General features: G+C 72.6%; 20 protein-coding genes. 10 read left to right on the forward strand and 10 right to left on the reverse strand.

The window, feature by feature from the left end; all coding sequences use genetic code 11:
* The first annotated feature begins 352 nt into the window (after positions 1–352).
* The gene (locus AB0M46_RS31435) at positions 353–2,314 is read left to right on the forward strand and encodes a hypothetical protein (protein ID WP_363341890.1); all 1,962 of its coding nucleotides are present in this window, start codon (positions 353–355) and stop codon (positions 2,312–2,314) included.
* Here the strand turns inward: AB0M46_RS31435 and AB0M46_RS31440 are convergent.
* Positions 2,311–2,682 carry a hypothetical protein gene (locus AB0M46_RS31440; protein ID WP_363341892.1) on the reverse strand — a complete coding sequence of 124 codons (372 nt, stop codon included), beginning with the start codon at positions 2,680–2,682 and terminating at the stop codon, positions 2,311–2,313. The genes AB0M46_RS31435 and AB0M46_RS31440 overlap by 4 nt on opposite strands.
* Positions 2,683–2,981: 299 nt before the next feature.
* Here AB0M46_RS31440 and AB0M46_RS31445 point away from each other — a divergent pair, with 299 nt between their 5' ends.
* Entirely contained in the window at positions 2,982–3,314 is a 333-nt protein-coding gene (locus AB0M46_RS31445; RefSeq protein ID WP_363341894.1) for a metalloregulator ArsR/SmtB family transcription factor, read from the forward strand.
* Positions 3,315–3,419: 105 nt separating this feature from the next.
* On the opposite strand, the gene AB0M46_RS31450 is transcribed toward AB0M46_RS31445, so the two are convergent.
* Positions 3,420–4,346 (reverse strand): NAD-dependent epimerase/dehydratase family protein, encoded by a 927-nt coding sequence (locus AB0M46_RS31450; protein WP_363341896.1) that lies wholly within the window; start codon positions 4,344–4,346, stop codon positions 3,420–3,422.
* Positions 4,347–4,458: 112 nt separating this feature from the next.
* On the opposite strand from AB0M46_RS31450, the gene AB0M46_RS31455 reads away from it, so the two are divergent.
* A complete protein-coding gene (locus AB0M46_RS31455) occupies positions 4,459–5,439 on the forward strand; it encodes a helix-turn-helix domain-containing protein (protein WP_363341898.1) in 981 nt (326 codons plus the stop codon).
* 267 nt (positions 5,440–5,706) lie between these two features.
* Entirely contained in the window at positions 5,707–7,635 is a 1,929-nt protein-coding gene (locus AB0M46_RS31460) for a GPP34 family phosphoprotein (RefSeq protein WP_363341900.1), read from the forward strand.
* Positions 7,636–7,748: 113 nt separating this feature from the next.
* On the opposite strand, the gene AB0M46_RS31465 is transcribed toward AB0M46_RS31460, so the two are convergent.
* Positions 7,749–9,650: an amylo-alpha-1,6-glucosidase gene (locus tag AB0M46_RS31465; RefSeq protein WP_363341902.1), complete on the reverse strand. Its 1,902-nt coding sequence runs from the start codon at positions 9,648–9,650 to the stop codon at positions 7,749–7,751.
* Between the two features lie 149 nt (positions 9,651–9,799).
* Positions 9,800–12,412 carry a glucosidase gene (locus AB0M46_RS31470; RefSeq protein WP_363341904.1) on the reverse strand — a complete coding sequence of 871 codons (2,613 nt, stop codon included), beginning with the start codon at positions 12,410–12,412 and terminating at the stop codon, positions 9,800–9,802.
* Positions 12,413–12,531: 119 nt separating this feature from the next.
* Here AB0M46_RS31470 and manD point away from each other — a divergent pair, with 119 nt between their 5' ends.
* On the forward strand, positions 12,532–13,770 hold the full coding sequence (gene manD, locus AB0M46_RS31475) for a D-mannonate dehydratase ManD (protein ID WP_363341906.1): 1,239 nt from the start codon (positions 12,532–12,534) through the stop codon (positions 13,768–13,770).
* An 8-nt stretch (positions 13,771–13,778) separates the two neighbouring features.
* Here manD and AB0M46_RS31480 read toward each other — a convergent pair whose 3' ends face one another.
* The 3 genes from AB0M46_RS31480 to AB0M46_RS31490 are packed head-to-tail and all read right to left on the reverse strand — an operon-like array spanning position 13,779 to position 16,020.
* Entirely contained in the window at positions 13,779–14,621 is an 843-nt protein-coding gene (locus tag AB0M46_RS31480) for a hypothetical protein (RefSeq protein ID WP_363341908.1), read from the reverse strand.
* Positions 14,618–14,977, reverse strand: a complete 360-nt coding sequence (locus AB0M46_RS31485; protein ID WP_363341910.1) for a PadR family transcriptional regulator — start codon at positions 14,975–14,977, stop codon at positions 14,618–14,620. Before AB0M46_RS31485 ends, AB0M46_RS31480 begins: the two co-directional genes overlap by 4 nt.
* A gap of 44 nt (positions 14,978–15,021) precedes the next feature.
* Positions 15,022–16,020, reverse strand: a complete 999-nt coding sequence (locus AB0M46_RS31490) for a LacI family DNA-binding transcriptional regulator (RefSeq protein WP_363341912.1) — start codon at positions 16,018–16,020, stop codon at positions 15,022–15,024.
* A 94-nt stretch (positions 16,021–16,114) separates the two neighbouring features.
* Here AB0M46_RS31490 and uxaC point away from each other — a divergent pair, with 94 nt between their 5' ends.
* A complete protein-coding gene (gene uxaC / locus AB0M46_RS31495) occupies positions 16,115–17,524 on the forward strand; it encodes a glucuronate isomerase (RefSeq protein ID WP_363341914.1) in 1,410 nt (469 codons plus the stop codon).
* A gap of 25 nt (positions 17,525–17,549) precedes the next feature.
* Here uxaC and AB0M46_RS31500 read toward each other — a convergent pair whose 3' ends face one another.
* The 3 genes from AB0M46_RS31500 to AB0M46_RS31510 all read right to left on the reverse strand — a co-directional run bounded on the left by AB0M46_RS31500 (position 17,550) and on the right by AB0M46_RS31510 (position 18,934).
* Positions 17,550–18,200 carry a class I SAM-dependent methyltransferase gene (locus AB0M46_RS31500; protein ID WP_363341916.1) on the reverse strand — a complete coding sequence of 217 codons (651 nt, stop codon included), beginning with the start codon at positions 18,198–18,200 and terminating at the stop codon, positions 17,550–17,552.
* Between the two features lie 132 nt (positions 18,201–18,332).
* Positions 18,333–18,719 carry a nuclear transport factor 2 family protein gene (locus AB0M46_RS31505; RefSeq protein ID WP_363341918.1) on the reverse strand — a complete coding sequence of 129 codons (387 nt, stop codon included), beginning with the start codon at positions 18,717–18,719 and terminating at the stop codon, positions 18,333–18,335.
* 65 nt (positions 18,720–18,784) lie between these two features.
* Entirely contained in the window at positions 18,785–18,934 is a 150-nt protein-coding gene (locus tag AB0M46_RS31510) for a hypothetical protein (protein WP_363341920.1), read from the reverse strand.
* 346 nt (positions 18,935–19,280) lie between these two features.
* Between AB0M46_RS31510 and AB0M46_RS31515 the strand changes: the two genes are divergently transcribed.
* From AB0M46_RS31515 to AB0M46_RS31530, 4 genes are all read left to right on the forward strand, one after another.
* The gene (locus tag AB0M46_RS31515) at positions 19,281–20,765 is read left to right on the forward strand and encodes a tetratricopeptide repeat protein (protein WP_363341922.1); all 1,485 of its coding nucleotides are present in this window, start codon (positions 19,281–19,283) and stop codon (positions 20,763–20,765) included.
* 3 nt (positions 20,766–20,768) lie between these two features.
* Positions 20,769–21,098, forward strand: coding sequence for a hypothetical protein (locus AB0M46_RS31520; RefSeq protein WP_363341924.1), 330 nt, complete (start codon positions 20,769–20,771; stop codon positions 21,096–21,098).
* Complete coding sequence (locus tag AB0M46_RS31525; RefSeq protein WP_363341943.1) at positions 20,986–23,388, forward strand: CHAT domain-containing protein; 2,403 nt, start codon at positions 20,986–20,988, stop codon at positions 23,386–23,388. The genes AB0M46_RS31520 and AB0M46_RS31525 overlap by 113 nt, the downstream gene beginning before the upstream one ends.
* Positions 23,385–24,118: tetratricopeptide repeat protein (locus AB0M46_RS31530; protein ID WP_363341926.1), on the forward strand; the 734-nt coding region annotated here is incomplete at its 3' end. The genes AB0M46_RS31525 and AB0M46_RS31530, both read left to right, overlap by 4 nt.

A 24,118-nucleotide genomic window follows, 5' to 3' on the forward strand; every position in this document is an offset into this window, starting at 1 on the left:
CGCAACTCCGGCACCCTGGCCGGTGGCTGCGCCGCGGGCGCCGCACTAGGTGACTGGTGTTAAGCGCGTTTTTCGGGCCTCGGCGAAGGGTCGACTCGACCTTCGACGGGCGCCGTTCGGCGCCCAGTCGCCAGCACAGCCGTGTTTTTTCGATCACGACACGTGATCCAGGCGTTGAACACCAGCCACCTAGGGGGCGTATCAAAGTCTGTGTCATCAGCGCTGCTGTCCGTAGTAGGTGTCGTCGCGGTTTCTGGCTGAGCGCCACGTTGGGTAGTGTCGATGTGTGGCGGGGGCAGGACCGCGGCGTCGTGGGCCGAATCGGGTGGTGCCGTGGCGGCACGAGGGTCCGGTGTCGGTGTTGCGTCTGCCGCTGGATGTGCATGAGCCGCGGGTGCGGCAGGTGCTGGAGCGGGTGTTCGCGGCCGCGTTCACGGTCCGGCGGGCGGTGCAGCGTGACGCCCGGGCCCGGGTCGACGCCTTCTGGGCCGCGCGCTGTGAGCGGGCGGCGGCGGGCCCGGAGGCGGTCCGTGGCCGGTTGGGGTTGTCGCGTAGCGGGCTGGAACATGCCGCGTATCGGCATCTGGACGGTGCACCACATCTACGGCGGTACCTGACGAAGGCCCTGGCCATGCACCTGGCCGACGGGGTGTGGGAAGCGACTGAGCGGCATCTGTTCCCTGATGTCACCGGCCGTCGGCATGGCCGGCCCCGGCCGGGCGGCTGGTGGGAATTCTCTATGATCCCGGGCCGATCTCGTTCCCATACTCGTGCCCGGAAGTGGGAGACGTTCCGGCTCGTGGGGAGCCTGGCCGGGCACTGCACCACGTTCGAGCGCGGTGGCCGGTTGTGGCAGCCGCGTCGGATGCCGGCCGTCGCCGCCATCGCCGGCGGGGTGCCGGTGCGGTCGTGGTGGGATCACGACGGCCCGTTCGCGATCGTGTGCACCGGCCTCGGCGGGGGCGACCTGGTCGTGCCGGTGCGGCTGCCGCAAGGCCCGGGCCGCCGGCCGGTCCTGGAGCACTATCTCGCCGACCCGGGCCGCTGGCACAAGATTGATCTGGTCCGGCACCGTGATCCGGGCAGCCTGGGTGGGTGGCGGTATGAGGCGCACCTGATGGTCCTCGGCCCCGGCTACACCTCGCCCGCCGTGACCCAGCGCCGTCAGGCTGCCGCCCTGCTTGAGCGGCGGGGTGGGGTGGACGTCAACGTGTCCAACCTGACCGTCGTGTCCGTCCCGGTCGGCCCGGACGGCGGGTTGGCCGCCAGTCGTGTCGCCCGCACCGGTGAGCAGGACGCTGTTCTGGTGGAGGAGCGGTTGCGGCAGCGGCGCCGCAACCGGGCCCTGGACCGGTCCCGCCGTGCCGCGAACCCCGGCCAGTACCGGCTCTCGCCACGTCAGCAGCGCCGCGCCGACCGCCGCCGCGCGGCCGGGCTCCCACCGGTGCAGGTCACCGTGCCCGGCGGGCCACGGGTCGCGAACACGGCCGGGATACCGGTCCGCGCCTACCGGCACGACACCCTGACCAACACCTACCAGCAGCTACGGGGGCGGGCCGCCGCCGACGGTGCTGCCCGCACCCGGGCCGGGCACACCCGCGCCCGGATCACCGCCGCGGCTTTGGTCGCGGTCCATGGCGCCGGGTTGGTGGTCGAGGACGCCGATATCCGTGTCTGGGCCCGGCGGTGGGGCCGCGGTATCCACGCCTTCACCCCCGGCATGCTCCTCACCGCGCTGCGCCGCGAAACGACCGCGGTCGCCGCCCACACCGCCAACACCGGCCGCGGGCCGGGGCTGGTGCGGGCCGGAACCCGGCACACCGCCTGGACCCAACACTGCCTTTGCGGCCACCGGGTCCCGAAGGGCTTGGCGGACCGCCGCCACCACTGCCGCGGCTGTGGGCTGGCCGGGGACCGCGACCTCGTCGCCGCGCTGGTCGGCGCGCACACCGTGCTCACCGACCCGGCCCATCCGGCCACCGCCCGGGTCGACTGGGACGCGGCGCGGGCGACCCTCGACCGGTACGGGGTCGAGACCATCAACGTAGGGCTGCAAGGAGCCCTGACCGAGTCAACCGGAACCCACCACCCCGACCCCCACCACACTGGTGGACGGTCGCGGCGGCCGCAGCCCACCACCAGCCAGCACGGCCAGCGGCAGGGCGCTCGGCGAACCTTCGGAACGAGCCCTCGACAACCCCGGATGAGACCCGCAACCACACCAGTGGCCGAGACCACACCGGAACGACGAGACGCACACCCCGACCTGTCGACCAAGCCCGGCATTACGACCGGACTTCGATACAGACCTTAGATCTGGATGTTTTCCTCGATGCGCCGCAGGTGGTGGCGGGCAAGAGCAAGGTTGGCCCGGGACCGGGCCAGCACCAGATACAGGAAGAGGCCGCGGCCAGCGCGGCCGGTCAGCGGCCGGATGAGATGGTACTGATCTTTCAAGGTCACGAGGACGTCCTCGATCGCGCCCTCGAGCCCGAGCAGTTCCATGGCGCGCAGCTCGGCCCGCACGACGTCGGAGTTGCCCGCAGCGGCAATCGTCAGGTCGAAGTCCTGACTTCCCCCGACCACGCTCAGCGCCATGCCGCTGCTGTGGTCGACGAGCGCCGCACCGAGCGCGCCGTCGATCTGCATGGCCTCCTTCAGCGCGATGTCCATCTCGGGCATGTGCGATCTCCCCTCAATCGGTGCGAGGCCGGCCGCCGACGGCACGGACGGGTCCACGGCGCATGCGCGCCACAGCGCAGCGTGGCCGATGAACGGACAATCAGGTCGGACACGGTGTCCGTCATGTCCAGCCGCCGCGACACGTAGGGTCGAGGAGATTCACCCAGATACTTGCGAACTTTTGCAAGTGCGAAAGTGCTCACACGTTCCTGCCGGCTGGTGTGCGGGCGTCCGCGCCAGCGTTGAGCCTGGCTGCTAGCTTTGGGAGTTTGGAGCCCAGCCGGAGGTGGGGTGCAGGCGTGTCGGTGCCGCTGTATCAGGCGAAGGCGGAGATGTTCCGCACACTCGGCCACCCGGTGCGCATCCGCGTCCTGGAGCTGCTGCAGAACGGGCCGCGCCCCGTCCGGTACCTCCTCGCGGAGATCGACGTCGAGGCGTCCAACCTTTCCCAGCAGCTCGCCGTGCTCCGCCGGGCAGGCATCGTCACCTCTTACCGCGACGGCTCCCTGGTCCTGTACGCGCTGAGCACCCCGCAGGTTGCCGAACTGCTCGCGGTGAGCCGCAGCATCCTCGGCTCCCTGCTCACCGACCGAGACGGCCTCCTCGCCGAACTCCAGGCGCAGCGCGACTGACCGGTCAGCAACCCCACCAGCCAGCCCGCGTGACCGGCTCGCCCGACGCCGAAGGGGGCATGGCTCACTGAAAGGATGGCGTCGAACAGGGCCGGGTACTTGTGGCTACGGCGTGGGTGGGAACGCTTGCACCGTCTCGCGCAGTACGTCGTCCAGCGGGGTGGCCACCAACCCGAACATCTGCTCGGTCACCGCCGAGTCCAGCAGATCCGGATTGACGAGGGAGTACATCATCTCGACCACCTCGGCAATGATCGGGTTGCGGCGCCCGGCCTCGGTCAGGTCCTCGACGGACATCGACGTCAGTCGTGGCGTGGGTACGCCGGCCAGCTCCGCGAGCCTGCCGGTCAGGTCGCGCACCGAGATGGTGGCGGTCGACGGCACGTGCCACGCCCGGCCCCAGGATCGGTCGTCCCGGGCGACCGTCGTCAAGGTCCGGGCCACGTCGCCGAGATAGGACCACGTCTTCGGTGCGTCCAGGTCGCCGGGGAACGCCGCGGGCTGACCGGCCAGCACCGGCGCCGGCACCAGCCAGTTGTACAGCGACCCGGCGCCCGCACCGAGGAAAGCGGAGGCCCGCACCTCGGTGACGCGGGCCCGCCCCGCCTCATGGCTGGCGAGGGCGTCGAGCCACATCTGCGCCCGGACCTGACCCTTGACCGCGACCGGGGCCATCGGCAGGTCCTCGGTGAAATGCCCGTCGACCCGGCCGTAGCCGTAGGTGTTGCCCATCATCACGTACCCGGCACCCGTGCGCTCGGCCGTCGTGAGCAGCGCGGCGGCCAGCGCGGGGAACTCGGCCGGCCAGCGGTCGTACGGCGGCATAGCGGTGTTGATCAGGGTTGCCGCGCCCCTGGTCAGTTCCGTCAATCGGTCGGCGTCGGTGGCGTCCGCGGCGATCCGCTCGATGAGCGGGTGCTCCGGCCCACCGCCGCGCCGGCTGATCAGGCGGACCCGTTCGCCTGCGTCGGCCAGCAGTAGGGCGGTGGGGCTGCCGGTGCCTCCGGCGCCGGCGATCACGTGCAACGACATCGGTTTCCTCTCCAGGTCGGGCCGGCCGAAGTGGCGGGCCCGGTGCGAATTCTGCCGACCGTCGCACGGGTGGAGTAGTGGCTCGAACGCCATGATTCCCTAGAATCGAGCCATGCATCGGATCGCCGTCGTCGCAGTGCCACCCGTGACCACGTTCGACCTCGCGATCCCCGAGGTCGTGTTCCCGTCCGTGCAGGTGGACGGCCGCCCGGGGTATCAGGTGACGACCTGCACGCCGGAGCCGGGCGTCGTGCCGGCGTACGGCGGATTGGACGTGGTGATCCGGGACGGGCTCGACCCGGTCGAGGACGCGGACACCGTCATCGTCACCGGCACCGGGGCGCGCGAGGCGGAGAATCCACGCGTGGTGGAGGTGCTGCGTCGCGCGGCCGGGCGGGGAGCGCGCATCGCCTCGATCTGTACCGGCGCCTTCGTCCTGGCCCAGGCCGGGCTGCTCGACGGGCGCCCGGCGACCACGTACTGGCGGTTCTCTCAGGAGATGCGCGAGCGGTACCCGGCGGTCGACCTTCAGCCGGACGTGCTGTTCGTCGACGACGGTTCGATACTCACCTCGGCCGGGCTCGCCGCCGGACTCGACCTCTGCCTGCACATCGTTCGGCTCGACTACGGCGCTGCGGCTGCCAATGCGGTGGCGCGGCTCGGCGTCGTCGCGCCGATCCGCCCGGGCGGGCACCCGCAGTTCGTGGAGGCGCCGCTACCGCCCGAGAGCGGCACCTGGCTGGCCGAGACCCGGGCCTGGGCGCTGCAACGCCTCGCCGAGCAGCTCACGCTGGCCGGCCTGGCGGCGCACGCCCGGACCAGCACGCGGACGCTGACCCGCCGGTTCCGTAAGGAGACCGGGCTCAGCCCGCTGCAGTGGCTGCTGCACCAGCGCATCGATCGGGCCCGGGAACTGCTGGAGGTCACCGACCTGCCGATCGAGCAGGTCGCCCGGCGCAGCGGCCTCGGCACCGCGGAATCGTTGCGGCAGCACCTCACCAGGCGCCACGGGATGACGCCGTCGGCGTACCGGACTGCGTTCGCCCGCCGGCACCGCGACGGCCCGGTGGAGCGTCGACGGCAAGAGATTTAGCGGCTGTTGCATAAGGGCTGGCACCGGCCGCGATCGACCAGCGCGGCCGGCGACCTGCGGGCCCCTCTCGCACATAGGCGAGGCTGCAACGGAGACCGGCCGAGATCGGCCAGTGCAGAGTCAGGGTGAGCACCTGGATCGCCGAAGCGGCTCAGATCGGCCGGTGCATATATGACGTGCACTGGGCGCTTGTCGACGCTGCGGCGGCGGGCGGTCCGGCGGCGCCCCGGCCCCGCCGGGTTTGACCCGGGCTGGCACCCTGGGCGGATGACGGGGGCGGTCTTGGCCGCGGCGCTGCTGGGCGGGTTCTACCTGCTCGGCGGCGCCGCGGTGGTCGGTCTTGGCTGGCTGGCGGCGTGGCTGTTCGTCGCGTTCCCGGGCAACGCGGACGCGCAGGCCGGCGGCGCTATCTCGATCCTCGCCGCCGTGGCGTTGCTGGCGGCCCTCGCGCACGCGGTGATAGCGCGGGCCCGCCCGCCGGACGCTGGCCACCCCGTCGACGAGGCGGCCGCGCCCGGCCTGTGGCGGCTGGTCCGCGAGCTGGCCGAGGTGGTCGGCGCCCGCCCGCCAGACGAGATCCGCCTGGTCGCCGCGGTCGACGCGTACGTGTGGGCGGACACCGACCCGCTGGGTGTGCTCCCCGGCCGGCGCCGCCTGTACGTCGGCGCGCCGCTGCTTGCCGCCTGGCCGGTCGACCGCGTCCGCGCGGTCCTCGCTCACGAGCTCGGCCACGACGCCGGCACCGCCCGGGTTGCCCACCGCGGCCTCGCCGCCATGCGGCGCACCATCGCCGAGGTCGACGAGGACAGCCCAGGCGGCCTGCTGCTGGCGGGCTACGCCGCGCTGTACTCGGCGGTCGCCCGCCCGGTGCTGCGCCGCGCCGAACGGGCCGCCGACGCCGCGGCCGCCCGCGCCGCCGGACCCGGGGCCCTCGCCGCCGCCCTGCGGGATCTCGCGCCGTTGCACGCCACCTGGGAGCTGCTCGTGGCCAGCTACGCGCGGTGGGCCCGCACGTCCGCGTACGAGCCCGGTGAGCTGCTGGAGCGCTTCGCCCGCTCACCGCGGGCGGCCAGGCCGATCTCCGCCGGGCCGCCCGACCCGCTCGGCACCCACGAGCCCCTCGCCGCCCGGCTGGCCGCGCTCGGCGATCCGCTCGACGCGCCCGACGACGGCCCGCCGGCGGCCGGGCTGGTCGCCGGGCCCGAGGTCCTCGCCGATGCGCTGCGGGCCGCCGACTTCCACCGGGCCGTGGAGACGGCCGCGCGCCGCGAGGCCAAGCTCGACGCGGCCCGGCTGCGGCGGGCCGGCGACCTCGACGACGTGCTGGATCTGCTGTCCGCCGCCGGCGCTGCGGGCCTGCTCGACCGTCTGGGCCCGGCCAGCCGCTGGGACGACGGCGGGTTCGGTGGGGCCGACCTGGGGGAGTACGTCGCCGCGGCCGTTGTCGCCGAGGGCGTGGCCCGATGGGAGCACCGGTGGTCGGCGCCATTGCGGCTGGCGCCCGAGCCGCTCGGCCAGCTGATCGCCGCGGCGTGCGCCGACCCCGCCGATGTGCCGCGGCTGCGCGAGATGCTCGCCGGCCTCGGCGTCGTGTCGCGGCACGGCAGGCTGGGCCGCGGCGGCCCGATCGGCGCGTGCGGCCTGGCCGACCAGCTCTTCGCGCTGTGTCATCACCCCGACGGCCGGCGCGCCATCGAGGGGGACACGTTGCCAGCCGCGCTGGCCGCGGCAGTGCTGACCGACCTGCGCCTGCTCGGCCGGCTCGACCTCGACGCGCACGGCCGCCTCAAGCTGTCCGGTGAGCCGACCGGCGACGCGTTCCTCGACTCGGTGCTGGCCCGGCTGCGCGGCTCCGGCCGCGGCCGCCCCGTCCACGAATGGCTGCAGGACCTTGGCCCTGACGTCATGGCCGCGGTCGCCGACCGGGCCGGTAGGCGTGGCCGCGGGTGGGTCGGCACCGCCGAGGCCGCCGGGGCACGGATCGTGGCCGCCGTCGACGGCGGCGACCTCGAGGGCCCGGACGCGGCGCTGGGCGTGCTGCTGTGGGCGGTGGAGCGGCTGGGTGCCGCCCTCGGCCACGGCCACGTCGCGGTCCGGGTCGCGTTGAACGGCCTCGGCCGCCAGGACCCGATCGCTCTGGGTGTGCGCACGGTCACCGGCCTTGGTGTGCCGCTGCCCCGGACGCCCCGGTCGTGACGCCGCCGCGGCGTCACATGCGCAGACGGCCGGACGGGCCCTGCGAGCCGCCAGGGGTGCGCCACCGACGGTGACGGGCCTCGCGCAAGCAGCAAGCGTGAGTTGAGCGAGGGTCAGCGGGCGCCGACGACCTGGCGCGCGCGGAGCAGCTCGGCGACGGACCAGGCCTGGAACGGGCAGCCGGTGCCGGCGTGCGGGGCGTCGCCGTCGGTGGTCTCCGACACCGAGCCGAGGCCCCATTCGGCCAGGTGCAGCTCGAGGCCGTCGAGCAGGCCGGTGGTGTCGGCGCCGACGTTGACGGCCGCGTCGGTGAACGGGCCGATCAGCCACGGCCAGACGGTGCCCTGGTGGTAGGCGCGGTCGCGTTCGGCCGGGCCGCCGCGGTGCCGTCCGGTGTAGCCCGGCTCGCCGGGGGCGAGGGAGCGCAGTCCGACCGACGTGAGCAGCGCCGCCCGGCAGGTCTCGACGATCCCGGGGTCGCGCAGCGGTCCGTGCGGCAGCGACGCGGCCAGGAGCTGGTTCGGTCGTACGGCGGGATCGTCCCCGCCCGGACCGTCCACCACGTCGTAGAGGCCGCGGCCGTCGGGGCGGGGGAACCGGCGCCGGAACGAGGCGGTGGCCCGCTCCGCGGCGGCGGCCCAGTCGTTGCGCTTGCCGATGCGGTTGCACAGCTCGGCGGTCACGGACAGGCCCTCGATCCACAGCGCGTTGATCTCGACGGCCTTGCCCTGCCGCTCGGTGACCGGGTGGCCGCCGATGCGCGCGTCCATCCAGGTGAGGGCGAAGCCCGGCTTACCCTGGGTGAGCAGCCCGTCGGCGGGATCGGCGGCGATGCCGTAGCGGGCGCCGTCGCGGTGGCGGTACAGGATCTCCTGCATGGACTCGCCGAGCTCGGCGACGAGGTCCAGGTCGGCGGTGGCGTGGACGTAGCGCCCGATGGCGTGCAGGAACCACAGCGCGGCGTCGGCGGTGTTGTACTCCAGGGTGCCGGTGTCGGCGGTGTTGGCCAGCATGCCCTCGGAGATGGTCGCGCCGGCCCGCCGCAGCACCTCGCGGGCCTCGGCGTAGCGGTGCGTGGACAGCAGCAGCCCCTCGAACGACGTCATGAGGTCGCGGGACCATTCGCCGAACCACGGGTACCCGGCCACGGCCGACGGTCCGGTCGGCGTGTCGACGACGAACCGGTCGGCCGCGATCGCCAGCTGCCGGCCGATGTCGTCGGTCGCGCCGGCCTGCGCGGCGAGTTCCGCGGCCCGCAGGCGCGCCTCGGCGACGAGGTCGGTGGCGGCGGGCAGCACGCCGTCGAACGGGGCCGCGGCGGCGGTGATTTCCGCGGTACCGCCGGGAGCAAGCTCCGCCGTGAAGCGCCCGGCGGCGAAGAGGTTCTCGACCGGGTTCAGGCCGCGGGCGGCCTCGTCGCGGGCGTAGACGCCGCGGTACCAGTCGCCGCCGGGCACCCAGCCCGGGCCGGCGACCCGGTAGGCGTCCTCGAACTCGAACCCGCCGGCGACCGGGCGCACGCCGGGCGTGCCGGACGCGGTCCGCTCGGCGTGGGCGTCACGCCAGGTGCACAGCGGGGTCAGGTCGAGCGTCACCGGGCCGGGGGCGCGCAGGAGCCGGAAGACGACGCCGACGGCGGGCCGGCCGTGGGCCATCGCGACCTCGCGCTGCAGGACGACGTCGCCGAGGTCCCAGCGCCAGCGGGGCACGCCGTCGATGAGCGCGAACTCGGCCAGGTGCACGTGCCCGGCCGGGTCGACGCCGCCGCCGGCCCACTCGTCGGTGGCCAGGCGCACGACCCGGTCGCCGATGCGGACGACGGGGTCGACGGCGGCCAAGCCGAGCATGCGGGAGCTGCCGCCGGGGGACGCCACGACGAGCAGGCCGTGGTATCGGCGGGTGCGCAGGCCGGCGACCGTGCCCATCGCGTACCCGCCGAGCCCGTCGGTGACGAGCCATTCGCGGGCCGCGGCCTGGTCGAGGTCGCCGCACACCTGCCGGCCGAATGCGATCATCTCACTGCTCCTGCTGGTAGAAGGCGAGCGCTGGTAGAAGGCGAGCGCCAGCGGATGGCGAGCGTCGGCCGAGGGCGAGCGCTGCTCGAAAGCGAGCGCCGACGGATGGCGAGCGCTGGTTGAAGGCGTTGCAGGCGAGCGGGAACGGGTCAGGTCCGGTGCTTCGTGGGCCGGGCCACCAGCTCGGCGAGCAGGCCGGTCCACCCGGTCTGGTGCATCGCACCCAGCCCGGCGCCGTTGTCGCCGTGGAAGTACTCGAAGAACAGCAGGTTGTCCCGCCAGCGCGGGTCGTGCTGCAACCGGTCCACCCAGCCGTGGGCCGGGCGCCGCCCGTCGCCACCGCGCCGGTACAGCGACAACAGCCGCTGCCGCAGGTCCTCCGCGATCTCCCCGGCGCTGCGGTGCTCACCCGAACCGGTCGGGTACTCGATCTTCACCGAGTCCCCGAGGTTGGCGTCGTAGTCCTCCAGGGTGCGCAGCACGAGGTAGTTCAGCGGCATCCACAGTGGACCGCGCCAGTTCGAGTTGCCGCCGAACATCCCGCTGCTCGACTCGGCCGGCTCGTACGAGACGGAGGCGGTCCAGCCGGGCAGCTGCACGCTGAACGGGTTGGCCGCATGCCAGCGGGACAGGGCCCGCAGGCCGTACGGCGACAGGAAGCTCTCCTCGTCGAACAGGTGCGGCAGGACGCGCCGCACCCGGCCCCGCCCGGCCACCCCGACGGCGACGTACCGGTCGCCGCCGGCCGGGATCACCTGCTCCTCGGGGATCTCGGCGAGGCTCTTGCTGAACCGGCGCACCCGGTTGAAGTCCTCCTCGCGCATGGCCTTGGTGGCGAAGAGCGGGATGACGCCGACCATCGAGCGAACCCGCAGCGGCGTGCTGGACCCGTCGGGGCCGCGCAGCATGTCGTAGAAGAAGCCGTCCTGCTCGTCCCACAGGTCGTTGCCCTGCATCGCCTCGCTGATGAGCGCGAAGTGCTCGAGGAACTTCACCACCAGGTCGTCCAGGGCCGGGTTGTGCGCGGCCAGCTCCCGGGCCATTTCCAGCAGGTTGAGGCAGTAGAACGCCATCCAGGCCGTGGCGTCGGACTGCTCCAGGGTGTACCCGGGCGGCAGGTGGGAGCGGTCGATCGGGCCGATGTTGTCCAGGCCGAGGAAGCCGCCCTCGAAGAGGTTGTTGCCCTCGGCGTCCTCGCGGTTGACCCACCACGTGAAGTTCAGCACCAGCTTCGAGAAGACCCGGGTGAGGAACGCGAGGTCGCGTCGCCCGTCGATGTCGTAGACCTGCAGCGCGGCCCACGCCTGCACGGGCGGGTTGAGGTCGTCGAAGGCCCACTCGTACGCCGGGATGGCCCCGTTGGGGTGCTGGAACCATTCGCGGCAGAGCAGGATCAGCTGGTACTTCGCGAAGGCCGGGTCGAGGTGGGCCAGCGCGACGGCGTGGAAGGCGGAGTCCCAGGCGGCGAACCAGGGGTACTCCCACGGGTCGGGCATCGACATGATGTCGCAGGCGTCGAGGTGCCGCCAGCCGGCGTTGCGCCCGCCGCGGCGGCCCGGCGGCGGGGCTGGCTGGCCCGGGTCGCCGGCCAGCCAGCGGTCGACGTCGTAGTGGTAGAACTGCTTGCCCCAGATCATGCCGGCGAAGCCCTGCCGCATGATGCGGGCGTCCTCGTCGCTGGTGCCCTCGGGCGCGAGGTCGGCGTAGAAGGCGTCGGCCTCGGTCTTGCGCTGGCGGAGCATCTTGCTGAAGCCGGCGCCGAACGCCTTCGGGTCGGCCTCGGGCGCGAGGCGCAGCGACACGTGGACCGTCTCGCCGGGCTGGACGGTGAGCCGGTACCAGAACGCGGCCTTGGTGCCCTCCATGGCCGGGTTGACGGTCGCGGCGCCGTGCACGACGTGGTCGTTGATGCCGTCCTTGGGGTAGGCGACGGCGGACGGAGAGCCGTAGAGCCGCTCGGCGTTGGTGTCGTTGTCGCAGTACAGCTGCTCCGGCATCGTCCCGTCGGGCCCCGGCGCGGCCTGCAGGACCAGCGGGCCGAGGCCCTCGTGCTCGACGCCGATCGTGTCCGGCCCGGTCGCGGCGAGGCGGGGCCGGGCGCCGTCGCCGCCCCAGGCCCAGGTGTTGCGGAACCAGATCGTCGGCAGCAGGTGGATGGTCGACGGCTGCGGTCCGGCGTTGGTGACGCGGATGCGGACCAGGACGTCGTTCGGGTCGGCCTTGGCGTAGTCGGCCTCGACGATCCAGTACCGGTCGTCGTCGAAGGCGCCGGTGTCGAGCAGTTCGTACTCGGGCTCGTCCCGGGAGCGGCCGGCGTTGCCGGCGACGAGGTCGGCGTACGGGAACTCGCGCTGCGGGTAGTGGTAGCGCCAGCGCAGCCATGCGTGGCTGGGCAGGGCGTCGAGGTACCACCAGTATTCCTTGGCGTCCTCGCCGTGGTTGCCCTCGTTGCCGGTGAGCCCGAAGATGCGCTCCTTGAGGATCGGGTCCTCGCCGTTCCACAGGGCGAGGGCGAAGCAGGCCCGCTGCTCGGCGTCGCTGATGCCGCCGAGGCCGTCCTCGTTCCAGCGGTACGCGCGGGACCGCGCGTGGTCGTGGGGGAAGGCCTCCCAGGCGGTGCCGCCCTCGCTGTAGTCCTCGCGGACGGTGCCCCAGGCCCGCTCGGAAAGGTAGGGGCCCCACAGGTACCAGGGGCTCGACGCGCTCAGGCCGTCCTCGGCGCGCCCGAACGACGCGACCCGTTCCCGCTCGGGATTCCTCATGCGCCCATGATTCGCGGGGCGGGTGTGCCGCGGCGTCACCTCGCCCGCGTGACCGGCCGTCGGCGGCGCGGCGTTGGCAACCGGTTGACACGCCGGGACGGAGACGGTCAGATGACGGCATGATTATCGAGCGGGCCGAAGTCATCGTCACCAGTCCGGACCGCAACTTCGTCACGCTCAAGCTCACGACCGACGACGGGCTCACCGGGCTCGGCGACGCCACCCTCAACGGGCGGGAGCTGGCGGTGGTGAGCTACCTGCGCGACCACGTGGTCCCGCTGCTGCTCGGCCGCGACGCCGCGCGGATCGAGGACACCTGGCAGTTCCTGTACCGCAGCGCCTACTGGCGGCGGGGCCCGGTCACCATGGCCGCGATCGCCGCCGTCGACGTGGCGCTGTGGGACATCAAGGCCAAGGCGGCCGGGATGCCGCTGTACCAGCTGCTCGGCGGGGCCTGCCGCAGCGGGCTGCTCGCCTACGGCCACGCCTCCGGCAAGGAGCTGCCGGAGCTGTTCGACAGCGTCCGGGAGCACCAGGAGCAGGGGTTCCGGGCCATCCGCATCCAGTCCGGGGTGCCCGGGCTCGACAACATCTACGGCATCGCCTCCAACGCCCGGTTCGAGGCCAACGCCGGGGTCCGCTACGACCACGAGCCCGCCCAGCGCGGCGCCCTGCCGACCGAGGAGGACTGGGACACCCGTTCCTACCTGCGGCACCTGCCGACCGTGTTCGAGGCGGTCCGCAACGAGTTCGGGCCGCAGCTGCCGCTGCTGCACGACGCCCACCACCGGCTCACCCCGATCCAGGCGGCCCGGCTCGGCCGGTCCCTCGAACCGTACGACCTGTTCTGGCTCGAGGACTGCACGCCCGCGGAGAACCAGGAGGCGCTGCGGCTGGTCCGCCGGCACACCGTCACCCCGCTCGCGATCGGGGAGGTCTTCAACACGGTGTGGGACTACCAGCAGATCATCCGCGAGCAGCTCATCGACTACGTGCGTTCCGCGGTCACGCACACCGGCGGGATCACGCACCTGCGCCGGGTCCTCGACTTCGCCGCGCAGTACCAGATCAAGTCCGGGATGCACGGCCCGACCGACATCTCGCCGGTCGGCATGGCCGCCGCCCTGCACCTCGGGCTGGCCATCCACAACTTCGGCATCCAGGAGTACATGCCGCACGGCGCGAAGACCAACGCCGTGTTCCGCCAGACGTTCACCTGGGACAACGGGCTGCTGCACCCCGGCGAGCAGCCCGGCATCGGGGTGGACCTGGACCTCGACGAGGCCGGCAAGTACCCGTACGCGCAGGCGTACCTGCCCTTCAACAGGCTCGCCGACGGCACCGTCCACGACTGGTGAGGCAGCCACTACAGCCGGGTCAGCTGACGGCTCCTGACATGGCCGGCGAGGAACAGCCCGGCGACCATGGCGAGCAGGACGTAGGACACCGGGGCCGGATGCACGACGAACCGCGTGTCCGAGTCCGGGATGTCACCGTACAGCCGGAAGCCGGCGGTGTTGTCCAACGCGATGGCCACCAGCAGCCAGGCGCCCGCGATCGGTATCCGCGGGTCGAGCGCCACCCCGATCAGGCACACGAGCACGAAGCCCGCGATGACCGCCACGCCCACCGGCAACGCCACCCGATCCGGCAGCTGCGCCACCGCCACCGCCGCGGGCGCCACCAGCAGCCACTCCGCCGAGCGCGCCCGGCGCGCCGAGCGGAACCGGACGGCCAGCACGGCGAGCGCCACCACGGCCGCGCCGAACCACCACGACAGCCACCGATCCAGCAGGAGCACGGTCAGGCCCGCGGCCGTCAGTGCCAGCGCGACGATCCACCGGGCCCGCAGCGTCGCGACGATTCCGGCCAGCGCGAGGAGCACCACGATGCCCGTCCGGACCGACCACCCCGCGCCCTGGAAGAGATCGTCGACGGGCCCGGCGACCGCGAAGCCGAGCAGCAGCAGCGCACCCATCTGCAGGCCCTCGGACCACACCGCGCCGGGCGTGCGGCACCGGGCGGCGCCGAGCCGCGCGCGCAACCCTTGCGCCACGATGCTCACCGCCTCGCGCCCGCTCGGCCAGCGCTGCTGCGGCGACGCGTCGTCGAGCACGGTGCCGAGCAGTTCGTCGCCGCGCCGTTCGCGGTACTCGGACGGGTAGGCCAGCAGCAAGAGCCCGTAGCGCCGGGCGAGGGGGTCGCTCATGCCGGCCGCACCGCGGTCGTGCCGAGCACGCGCCGGCGCAGTGCCTGGTTGGTCACGATGTCCGCGGCGGCGGCGAGCCGGGCGGCCTCCGCCCGCACGGTGTCCTCGCCGTCCGGGGTCAGCGCGTAGTAGCGGCGCGCCCGGCCGTTGACGATCTCCTCGCTGACCACCTCGACCAGCCCGGCCTCGGCCAGCCGGTCGAGCACCGCGTAGAGCGAGCCGGCCGCGAGTCGCACCGCCTCGTCGGAGAGCGCCTCGACCCGCTTGATGATGACGTAGCCGTGCAGCGGGCCGTCGAGGAGCGCGGCCAGCACGAAATAGCTCGGCGCGCGCAGCACCGCGCCTTGAATAGTCATGTTAGGAGACTATGAGACAACCTGGCATATAGCAAGGTGACGATTCAGGGCCCGTACCCCGGCGGGGCGGTGGAGCCGCGGGGCACGAACTCGGTGGCCAGCGGCGGCGAGGCGTCCCGCGCGCCGATGAGGCGCCGGACCGCGTCGCCGCCCAGCGCCCCCAGCGGCGAACGGATCGTGGCGATCGGCGGCGAGGTGAAGTCGGAGCCGAAGATGTCGTCGAAGCCGACGATGCTCAGCCGGCCGGGCACCGCAACGCCGGCGTCCCGGCAGGCCCGCAGCAGCCCGATCGCCATCAGGTCGTTGTAGGCCAGCACGGCGCTGGCCCCACTGGCCAGGACCCGCCGCAGCGCGGCCTGCCCGCCCGCGGTCGTCGGGGCGCCCGGCCCGATCTCCACAATGGACAGGCCGCGGGCCGGCGCCTCCTCGAAGGCGATCTCCCAGCGGGTCCGGCTCATCCACGACGCGGCCGGGCCCGACAGGAACGCCAGCGCGCGGTGCCCGGCCGCGGCCAGATGGTCCAGGGCGGCCCGCAGCCCCGGCGCCACGTCCGGCACCAGGCAGTCGACGCCGGACACCAACCGGTTGACCACCACCAGGGGCTTGCTTGCGGCCAGGGCGCGGATGCCGGCGTCGGGCAGCCGGGAGGCGACGAGCACGAACCCGTCGACCGACGGCACCAGGCGCTCGGCGGTGCGCCGCTCCAGGTCCGGCGACTCCTGCGACTCGGCCAGGACCAGGGTGCGCCCGTGCTCGGCGGTGACCCGCTCCGCGCCGCGGATCAGCTCGAACCACACCGGGTTGGTGATGTCGGACAGGATCAGCCCCAGCGTGCCGGTCCGGCCGGTCGGCAGCGCCCGGGCGAGCGGGTTGATGCGGTAGCCGAGCGCCTCCGCGGCGGCCCGGATGCGGGCCTCGGTCTTCGCGCTGGTACGGCCCGGCTTGTGCAGCGCCCGGGACACCGTCGACGGGCTCACCCCGAGCTCGCGGGCGATGTCGTAGATGGTGGTCGGCGACCTGCGCCCGCCGTCCGCGTCGGCCACGCGCGCTCCCCGTCGGTCCGGCAATCGGTTGCCAGACCATAGCAACACCTGGCAACCGATTGCGCCTGGGCCCCGGCCGGTCGAAGCTGCACGGGTGGCGACTCTGCGACCCGACCCCGACCGGCTGCTGCCGCCCGACGCGGCGGTCCGGCCGATCGCGCGCCGGCTGTACGAGGCGGTGCGGGACCGGCCCATCATCTCCCCGCACGGCCACGTCGACCCGGCGATGCTGCGCGACGACGCCCCGTTCACCGATCCGGCCGCGCTGTTCATCCAGCCCGACCATTACGTCACGCGGATCCTGCACGCCCATGGGGTACCGCTGGATCGGCTCGGCGTGGGGGAGGGACCGCTGCCGGAGCGCCGGGCGCGGGAGGTGTGGCGGACGTTCTGCGCGCACTGGCCGGCCTTTCGCGGTACACCCGTGCAGTATTGGCTGGCGTCCGAGCTGCACGACATCTTCGGCGTCACCGAGCGGCCCGGCACCGGCGACCCCGACGCCCTCTACGACCACATCGCGCAGCGGCTGGCCGAGGACGCCTACCGGCCGCGGGCTCTGCTGCGCCGCTTCGGCATCCGGTTCCTCGCCACCACCGACGACCCGGCCGACGACCTGGCCGCGCACGCCGCGCTGGCCGCCGACCCGCAGGTGGACGCCCGGATCGTGCCGACGTTCCGGCCGGACCGGTACCTGGAGCCGGCCCGGCCCGGCTGGCCCGACGCGATCCGGCGCCTCGGCGCGGCCGCGGACACCGACACGGGCCACTACGCCGGGTACGTGGCCGCGCTGGAGCAGCGGCGGCGGTACTTCGCCGCGCACGGCGCCGTCTCCGCCGACCACGGGCACGCCGACGCCGCCGCCGAGCCCATGACGCCCGCCGAGGCCGGCCGCGTGTACGCCGCCGCGCTGGCCGGGGAGGCGACCGCCGCCGAGGCGACCGCGTTGCGCCGCCACATGGTGCTGGAGATGGCCCGGATGTCGTGCGACGACGGCCTCGTGATGACCGTCCACCCCGGGGTGTACCGCAACCACCACCCCGCCACCCATCGCGCCTTCGGCCCCGACACCGGCCACGACATCCCCGTCGCCGCCGAGTTCACCCGCGCGCTGCGGCCGCTGCTGCAGCGCTACGGCACGCACCCGGCCCTGCACCTGGTGCTGTTCACCGTCGACCCGGCCGTGTACGCGCGCGAGATCGCCCCGCTCGCCGGGTTCTACCCGTCGGTGTACGCCGGGGCGCCGTGGTGGTTCCTGGACAATCCGGCCGCCATCCGCGCGTTCCAGGCCGCGGTCACCGAGATCGCCGGTTTCGGCCGCCTGTCCGGGTTCATCGACGACACCCGGGCGTTCTGCTCCATCCCGGCCCGCCACGACATGGCCCGCCGCCTCGACGCCGGGTTCCTGGCCGGGCTCGTCGCCGAGCACCGCCTCGACGAGGACGAGGCCCTGGACACCATCGCGAGCCTCGTCTCGGATCAGCCGGCGAAGGTGTTCAAGCTGTGAGCCCGGTGTCCAAGGAGTTGTTCGATCAGCGCACCCTCGTGCGCAGCAGCAGCTGGACCGCCCGCACCGGGCGCCCGTTCATGGTCCGCGCGTCGAGCTCCCGCTCCCGGACCGTGTCGAACCCTTCGAACAGCGTGCGCAGCCACTCGCCCGTGTGGTGGCGCAGCACGGCGCCGTCGTCGGTCTCGAACACGCCGTACGTGCCGTGCCGGCCGGCGAAGCGCTCGTAGCGCTCCCGGTTGCGCTCATCGTCCTGCAGCGGCAGGTCGCTGACGTAGAGCAGCCCGCCGGGCCGCAGCACCCGGCTAAGCTCGGCCACCAGGCCCCGCTGGGCGTCGTCGCCCGGGACGCAGGTGAGCACGGCGAACAGCAGCGCCGCGGCGAACGAGCCGTCCGGGTGCGGCAGCCGCGGCGGGTCGTCGAGGACCGCGAACCGCAGCCCGGGGTGCTCGTCGCGGGCGCGGCCGACCAGGGCGGGGGAGACGTCGACGCCCTCGACCGCCGTGAACCCCTGGCCGGTCAGTTCGGCGGTCAGCCGCCCGTATCCGCAGCCGTAGTCGAGGACGGGCGCGTCGCGCGGCACCTGGTCCAGCCACCCGAGCTCGATTGGGTACCCGAACGTCTTCGTCGTGCCGGCCGTGTCCCAGTACTCCCGCTGGCTGTCGAGTCGTCCCATCCGGCCATGCTGCCACAGCCCCGCCGGGGTTCAGCTGGGCGTCCGCCCCGGTCGTGGCTGTGCCCCTGGTCGCGCGAAGCGCGGAAGCGAGCCAGCGGTGCGCTGCGCTTCAACCGGGCATCCGCCCCCGCTTCAACCGGGCATCCGCTCCGCGAGCGCGGCCCGCGACGCCGGCGGGCCGAACGGGTCCGCGAAGTACTGGGTCTCGTGCACCACCTGCTCGCCGGCGAACTCCATGATGCTCACCGAGTAGGTGGGCGCGCCGTCGTACGTGATGACGCATTCGCTCACCCACAGGTGGCCGTGGCCGGAGATCCGCAGCACCGTGAAGTGCCGGTGGGCCGGGTGCCCGCCCCGCTGCGCGGCGATCGTCGCGCGGCCCCGGAACCGCTCACCCGACTGGGGGTAGTCCAGGATCGCGTCCTCGGCGTAGATGGCGTGCTCCGCCTCGACCTCGTCGGCCTCCGACGCCCGCCAGTGTTCCTCGATCGCCGCGCCGGTCCGTGCATCGGAGTCCACGGCACCGCTCTTCCCCGCACCGCGACGCTCAATCAGGCCAGCCCTGATCGGGCCTCCAGGGTCTGCTAGACGTAGGGCCACTGCAGGTCTTCGGCGCCGCACGACGCCGGTGCCTCGTCGCTGCCGGCGAAGGCGTCCTCGTCCGGCTCGGGCAACCACGGCCGGTCGGCGAAGCCGCCATTCGGCCACACCCCGACCTCACGGAAGATCACCACGTACGAACCCTAACCGGCGTTCCTCGATGCTCGCCGCGCCGTCCGCCCGGCCGCGGAATACCGTGAGCCGACCGAGGACGAGTGGCAAGCGTTCCAGCAGCACTTCGAGCTGCGCAAGGTCGAGCCGACGGCTCTGTGATGGGGGTTCTGGTCCGACGAGCTTGGGTGACGGTGCGCAAGCGTCGGTCCGCTGCGGCCAGCGCGACTGCGGTACTGGCGCCGCACGCTCACGCTGAATGGCGTGGACTGCTCTCCTTGTGCCCAATGGTTTGGCGGTTAGGAATGTGGTGGCCGTTCGGTGTGTGGTGCGGGGCTATGTGTTCTGGTTCGTGTGTCCGGTTTGCGATTGTTCGATATTGACGCGTGTGTAAACGTGAATGGCTGCGGCGTTCGCGGTTCACCGAGCCGCCGCACCGCTTGGGTGGATGCGGTCGGGGTGGGGCTTTTCGTTGGTCGCAGAGCCGAGGCAGGGAAGGCGCTAGGCCTGATGGACGATGCAGGGGCAGCGGGACCGGAATCGTTCAATCGAGGCCAGCCCGCAGTCACCTTCGCTCGGGCGGTGGAGGTGCATCGGCTGGCGGTGGCTGGTCGGGAACCGGTGATCGCCCGGTCCGTCGGGCATCTGGTGGCTCGGGTGTGGCTGCGGACGTCCCGGTTCGCGGACGTCGTGGCGCTGGCCAGCGCCACGCTGACGCTCGGCTCGGATGCGGGCGCGTTCTACGACCGCGGCTGGGCCCGGCGAGCCACCGGACACCCTCGGTTGGCGCTGGCCGACTACGGGCAGGCCCTGGCCCTGTGTCGCGAGGTCGGCGACCGCAGCAACGAGGCCGCCACCCTCAGCAGCATCGGGGCCGTATATGACGGGCTCGGGGATCGGCAGCGGGCCCTGGCCTTCTACGGGCAGGCGCTGTCCATCGTGCGGGAGGTCGGCGACCGCGCCGGCGAGGCCGCTACCCTCAGCAACCTCGGCCTCGTGTACGACGGGCTCGGGGATCGGCGGCAGGCTCTGGCCTTCTACGGGCAGGCGCTGCCCATCATGCGGGAGGTCGGCGACCGCGCCGGCGAGGCCGCTACCCTCAGCAACCTCGGCCTCGTGTACGACGGGCTCGGGGATCGGCGGCAGGCCCTGGCCTTCTACGGGCAGGCGCTGCCCATCCGGCGGGAGGTCGGCCACCGCGCCGGCGAGGCCGCCACCCTCAACAACATCGGCGCCGTGTACGACGGGCTCGGGGATCGGCGGCAGGCCCTGGCCTTCTACGGGCAGGCGTTGCCCATCGTGCGGGAGGTCGGCGACCGCGCCGGCGAGGCCCTCACCCTCAGCAACATCGGCGCCGCGCATGACGGGCTCGGGGATCGGCGGCAGGCCCTGGCCTTCTACGGGCAGGCGTTGCCCATCGTGCGGGAGGTCGGCGACCGCACCGGCGAGGCCGTCACCCTCAGCAACATCGGCGCCGTGTACGACAAACTCGGGGATCGGCAGCAGGCCCTGGCCTACTACCAGCAGGCGCTGCCCATCCGGCGGGAGGTCGGCGACCGCACCGGCGAAGCCGCCACGCTCAACAACATCGGGTTCGTCAGGTTTCAGCAGGGTGATCTGGCCGGGGCGGTGGATGCGCTGCATGAGGTTCTTGAGCTCGTCCGCGCCGTAGGCGATCGCAGTGCTGAGGCGATGGCGAGCTTCAACATGGCCGTGCTGTTCGCGCAGATGGCGCGCACCGATGATGCTGTCGAGATCCAGCGCCGTGCGATCGCTCTGGCTGAGTCAACGGAACATCCGGAGCTGCAAGCGATGCGGGCATTCCTCATACAACTTCAGGACCAGGAAGGCTAGGCAATGGGTACTGCCACAGTTGAGGTTTCTGGCGCGCAGGCCACGCAGTGGGCCGCGGAGCTGCACGCCGTGCTCACCGCGAACGCCGCGCCCGGTGACAGCGTCTCGCCGGTCGAGGTCGAGCGGTCCGCTGCGATCGTGATCGCCGTGATCGGGCTGGTGTTTTCCGGCGTCGGTACGGCCAAGACGCTCTGGGACTGGTGGTATGCCCGCCGCCGGGATGGCGGCACCGTCAAGATCCTGTTCAGCGACGGTACCTCGATCGCCCTGTCCGACATCAGCCAGGAGCAGCTGGAGATTGTCTTCCAGCAGGCCGAGACGCCGCAGCGCTGACGGCCGGAGACGATCGGTGAGCCAGCTGAACACGTTCGAGCTTGAGATTTTCGAGCAGACCTCCAGCTACTGTGAGGTGCGCCTGTCCACGGAGGGGACCGCGCCGCAGACCCGTGGCTTGGACCGGGCCACGGTCGACGAGCTGATCGACCTGGTGGACCGTGACTACAGCCGGGACGCGATCGCCCAGCGGGTGTACGGCTCGCCGCGGCTGCGTGATCTCGGCGCGAAACTGGCCGCGTTCGTCGACGGTGATCAGCGGTGGATGACCCCGATGCTGGGCCGGCCGCCCGGAGCCACCTTGCGCATTACCGCGGAGCAGCGGCTGCGGCATCTGCCCTGGGAGCTGCTGTGCCAGGACGGCTCGTTCCTCACCGTCGCCGGCCCCGCGCCGCTGCTGCCGGTCCGGGCCGTCGGCACCGGCGCGGCGCTGCAGGCTTCCATAACGCCAGGGAACCGGCCGCTGCGGGTGCTGTTCATGGCAACCTCCCCGGAGGGTGTCGAGCCGGTGCTCAACTACGAGGCCGAGGAAGCGGCCATCCTCGCCGCGACCTCTCGTACCGGCACCGATCTGGTCGTCGAGGAAAGCGGCACCCTGGAAGGATTGCGGTTCCTCACCCGCGACTACGGCCAGGGATATTTCGACGTGCTGCATCTGAGCGGCCACGCCACCACCGCAACGGGGCAGCCGACCTTTGTGGTGGAGAACGAGTTCGGCGGGCCCGCCACCGCCACCGCTGATCAGATCGTTCAGGCCATGGCCGGGTACTGGCCCCGGCTGGTCTTCGTCTCCGGCTGTCTCACCGGCGACGCCCCTGACCGGGGTGCGCTTCCGTCGATGAGCGAAAGCCTGGTCCGTGCCGGCGCGCCCGCGGTGCTGGGGTGGGCGCTGCCGGTCGGTGACGTCTCCGCGACCGAGTTCGCCGCCGAACTGTACCGGGCGCTCGCCGGCGGGGTGGCGCTCGACCAGGCCGTCATCGAGGCTCGCCAGCACCTGTACATGAAGCAGCGTGGCAGCTGGCACTTGCTGCGCGTCTACGCCGACCGGTCCCCGCTCGCCCCGCTGGTCACGCCCCTCAACACCAAAGGGCGGATACGGATTCAGGTCCGGGCCGCCGACAAGGAATTCCTGGATCCGCAGACCCAGCTGTCCCGGGTCGCCGCCCGCGCCGCATTCGTCGGTCGGCGCCGAGTCATCCAACGCTGCCTGCGCACCCTCAAACAACCCCTACACGACCCCGGCAGCGATACCGGCGGGGTCGAGGCCCTCGTCCTGCACGGTATGGGCGGGCTCGGCAAAAGCAGCCTCGCCTCCCGGCTTCTGGAGCGCATGCCCACCCACCAGCGCGCCGTCTGGTACGGCCGCGTCGACCTAATCAAGTTCCGGGAACTCACCACGAAGATCCGGTTCCCGACGATGGAGCAGCAGGCCGAGGCAGACCAGGTGCTCGGCAACGACCAGGTCGCCCTCGCCGTCAGGCTGCGGTATCTGCTGGATGTGGACGGACCGCTCGGGCAGACACCCTGCCTGTTCGTGTTCGACGACTTCGAGGACGGCAACCTCGACGAACGCGACGGCAGTCACGTGCTCGCCGCCGACATGGCCGGCATCCTCCCGGCCCTGCTCACGGCCATCCGTGACACGGGCAGCCCGAGCAGGGTCATCATCACCAGCCGCTACCGGTTCCCCACGCCCGCCGGCACACGCATCACCACCGAGGCATTGGAAACCCTTACCGACATCGAGCAGGCCAAGAAGCTCGCGAACCTGCCGAACCTGCGCTACGGCTCGCCCCTCGACCCCAGCATCCGGGCTCGCGCGATCGAAGCCGCAGCCGGCAACCCCCGCCTGCTCGACTGGCTCGACCGGATCGTTGCCGATCCCACCCTCGACATCGACGGCCTCATCACCGCCATCGAACACACAGCCGACCGATTCCGGGAGACTATCCTCGCCACGAAACTCCTCGGTTCCCAAGACCCCGAACTGCAGAAGATGCTCGCCAAGCTCAACGTGGTCGAACTCCCCGTGCCCGCCGAAACCGTCCACGCCGTCCACGACCACCCCGACGCCGCCCGGCACATCGAACGCGCCACCCAACTCGGGCTACTCGAAGCGGGTAGCGACCCCGAAACCCGCCAACCCCGCTACTTCGTCTCCAATGTGCTACGTCCCCTCATCCGCCCCCTGATCACCGACGACGAATACGTCCAAGCCTGCGCCGCCGCCGCGCGCTCCCTCAACACCATCTGGCTCACCAACCCCACCCCACCCGGAACCCCATCATGACCTCCCTCGCTCGGGTGGTGGAGGTGCATCGGCTGGCGGTGGCTGGTCGGGAGCCGGTGATCGCCCGGTCTGTCGGGGATCTGGTGGCTCGGGTGTGGTTGCGGACGTCCCGGTTCGCGGACGTCGTGGCGCTGGCCAGCGCCACGCTGACGCTTGGCCCGGATGCGGGTGCGTTCTACGACCGCGGCTGGGCCCGGACCGCCACCGGACAGCCGCGGTTGGCGCTGGCCGACTACGGGCAGGCCCTGGCCCTGTATCGCGAGGTCGGCGACCGCGGCAACGAGGCCGTCACCCTCAGCAGCATCGGCGCCGTGTATGACGGGCTCGGGGATCGGCAGCGGGCCTTGGCCTTCTACGGGCAGGCGTTGCCCATTCGGCGGGAGGTCGGCGACCGCGCCGGCGAGGCCGCCACCCTCAGCAATATCGGCGCCGTGTACAACGGGCTCGGGGATCGGCAGCAGGCCCTGGCCTTCTACGGGCAGGCGCTGCCCATCCGGCGGGAGGTCGGCGACCGTGCCGGCGAGGCCGCCACCCTCAACAACATCGGCCTCGTGTATGACAACCTCGGGGATCGGCAGCGGGCCTTGGCCTTCTACGGGCAGGCGTTGCCCATTCGGCGGGAGGTCGGCGACCGCGCCGGCGAGGCCGCCACCCTCAGCAATATCGGCGCCGTGTACAACGGGCTCGGGGATCGGCAGCAGGCCCTGGCCTTCTACGGGCAGGCGCTGCC

The sequence above is a fragment of the Dactylosporangium sp. NPDC051485 genome (genome assembly GCF_040682015.1).
Classification (GTDB): domain Bacteria; phylum Actinomycetota; class Actinomycetes; order Mycobacteriales; family Micromonosporaceae; genus Dactylosporangium.

Coding starts and splice junctions, on each gene's coding strand:
- AB0M46_RS31480 (WP_363341908.1), bottom strand. CDS start 14,621: ATGAGCGACCCCCTCGCCCGGCGCTACGGGCTCTTGCTGCTGGCCTAC.
- AB0M46_RS31485 (WP_363341910.1), bottom strand. CDS start 14,977: ATGACTATTCAAGGCGCGGTGCTGCGCGCGCCGAGCTATTTCGTGCTG.
- AB0M46_RS31470 (WP_363341904.1), bottom strand. CDS start 12,412: ATGAGGAATCCCGAGCGGGAACGGGTCGCGTCGTTCGGGCGCGCCGAG.
- AB0M46_RS31520 (WP_363341924.1), top strand. CDS start 20,769: ATGGGTACTGCCACAGTTGAGGTTTCTGGCGCGCAGGCCACGCAGTGG.
- AB0M46_RS31455 (WP_363341898.1), top strand. CDS start 4,459: ATGCATCGGATCGCCGTCGTCGCAGTGCCACCCGTGACCACGTTCGAC.
- AB0M46_RS31525 (WP_363341943.1), top strand. CDS start 20,986: ATGGCGGCACCGTCAAGATCCTGTTCAGCGACGGTACCTCGATCGCCC.
- AB0M46_RS31465 (WP_363341902.1), bottom strand. CDS start 9,650: ATGATCGCATTCGGCCGGCAGGTGTGCGGCGACCTCGACCAGGCCGCG.
- AB0M46_RS31500 (WP_363341916.1), bottom strand. CDS start 18,200: ATGGGACGACTCGACAGCCAGCGGGAGTACTGGGACACGGCCGGCACG.
- AB0M46_RS31440 (WP_363341892.1), bottom strand. CDS start 2,682: ATGCCCGAGATGGACATCGCGCTGAAGGAGGCCATGCAGATCGACGGC.
- AB0M46_RS31460 (WP_363341900.1), top strand. CDS start 5,707: ATGACGGGGGCGGTCTTGGCCGCGGCGCTGCTGGGCGGGTTCTACCTG.
- manD (WP_363341906.1), top strand. CDS start 12,532: ATGATTATCGAGCGGGCCGAAGTCATCGTCACCAGTCCGGACCGCAAC.
- AB0M46_RS31450 (WP_363341896.1), bottom strand. CDS start 4,346: ATGTCGTTGCACGTGATCGCCGGCGCCGGAGGCACCGGCAGCCCCACC.